Annotated in this window: 1 pseudogene; it reads right to left on the reverse strand. The window is 50.4% G+C overall.

Annotated elements, in window-relative coordinates:
• Positions 1-291 precede the first annotated feature (291 nt).
• Positions 292-1119: pseudogene (locus MUW49_RS18135) on the reverse strand (IS5 family transposase); the annotation flags it as partial.
• Between the last annotated feature and the right edge of the window lie 144 nt (positions 1120-1263).

Genomic DNA, 1263 nt, shown 5'->3' on the forward strand with positions numbered 1-1263 from the left:
GTGTCGGTTTTTTTTTGCGATTAAATCAGATCACAAACGAAGCCTTTTTTCTATCTATTTCAATTGGTTGTAGCTAAAGATCCTGTACATGGGCAAAAACATGAATCTGATAATTTCAGCTATTTTGCCACCACCCACTCAAAATCCTCTAGGGCGTCATTTGCTACAAACGTGTAGCCATCATCGCCGAAAATAAATCCCCAAATAGGTGCGGAATGTCGGATACATAACAAAAGGCTTTGTTGAATAAATCAGATTTCGGGTAAGTCTCCCCCGTAGCGGGTTGTGTTTTCAGGCAATACGCACGCTTTCAGGCATACCTGCTTTCGTCATTTTGTTCAGCGCTCGTACCAGGGCCATAGCCTCCGCAACCTGACCATCGTAGTCACGCAGCGTCAGTGAACCCCCGAACAGCTGTTTTACCCGGTACATCGCCGTTTCCGCTATCGAGCGACGGTTGTAATCTGTTGTCCATTTCCACCGCGCATTACTCCCGGTCATTCGCTGATTAGCCACTGCACGGTTACGGTCTGCATATTCACCGGGCCAGTAACCCGCACCTTTTCGGGGAGGGATAAGCGCGCTGATTTTCTTACGCCGCAGTTCATCGTGACAGAGCCGGGTGTCGTAAGCGCCGTCTGCCGATGCTGCCCTGATTTTTCTGTGAGTCTGCCGGATAAGACCCGGGAAGGCTTCTGAGTCCGTCACATTGTTCAGCGACAGGTCTGCACAGATGATTTCATGTGTGTTGCTGTCAACAGCAAGATGCAACTTTCGCCAGATACGACGGCGCTCTTTGCCGTGCTTTCTGACTTTCCATTCGCCTTCACCAAAGACCTTCAGCCCGGTGGAATCAATCACCAGGTGTGCGATTTCACCCCGGGTGAACGTTTTGAAACTGACATTAACCGACTTTGCGCGCTTGCTGACACTGGTGTAATCCGGGCAGCGCAACGGAACATTCATCAGTGTAAAAATGGAATCAATAAAACCCTGTGCAGCCCGCAGGGTCAACCTGAACACGCGTTTAATGACCAGAACGGTGGTGATGGCGAGATCAGAATAGCGCTGAGGTCTTCCCCGTGATGAAGGCGTTGCCGACTCATACCAGGCCTGAATCCGTCATTCCGCACCTGATTTTGCTATTTTCAGTGCTTGACGGCGATCGGCCGTTCTGATCTATTACTCTCTTTTGCAGGTAGATCATCATGGCCGCACCCGCTATCTCGATCCGTAACCTCGATCACCTTGGTTTGGTCGCCG

It is taken from the genome of Aeromonas sp. LsrichE-8G, from assembly GCF_022869435.1.
GTDB classification, from domain to species: domain Bacteria; phylum Pseudomonadota; class Gammaproteobacteria; order Enterobacterales; family Aeromonadaceae; genus Aeromonas; species Aeromonas caviae.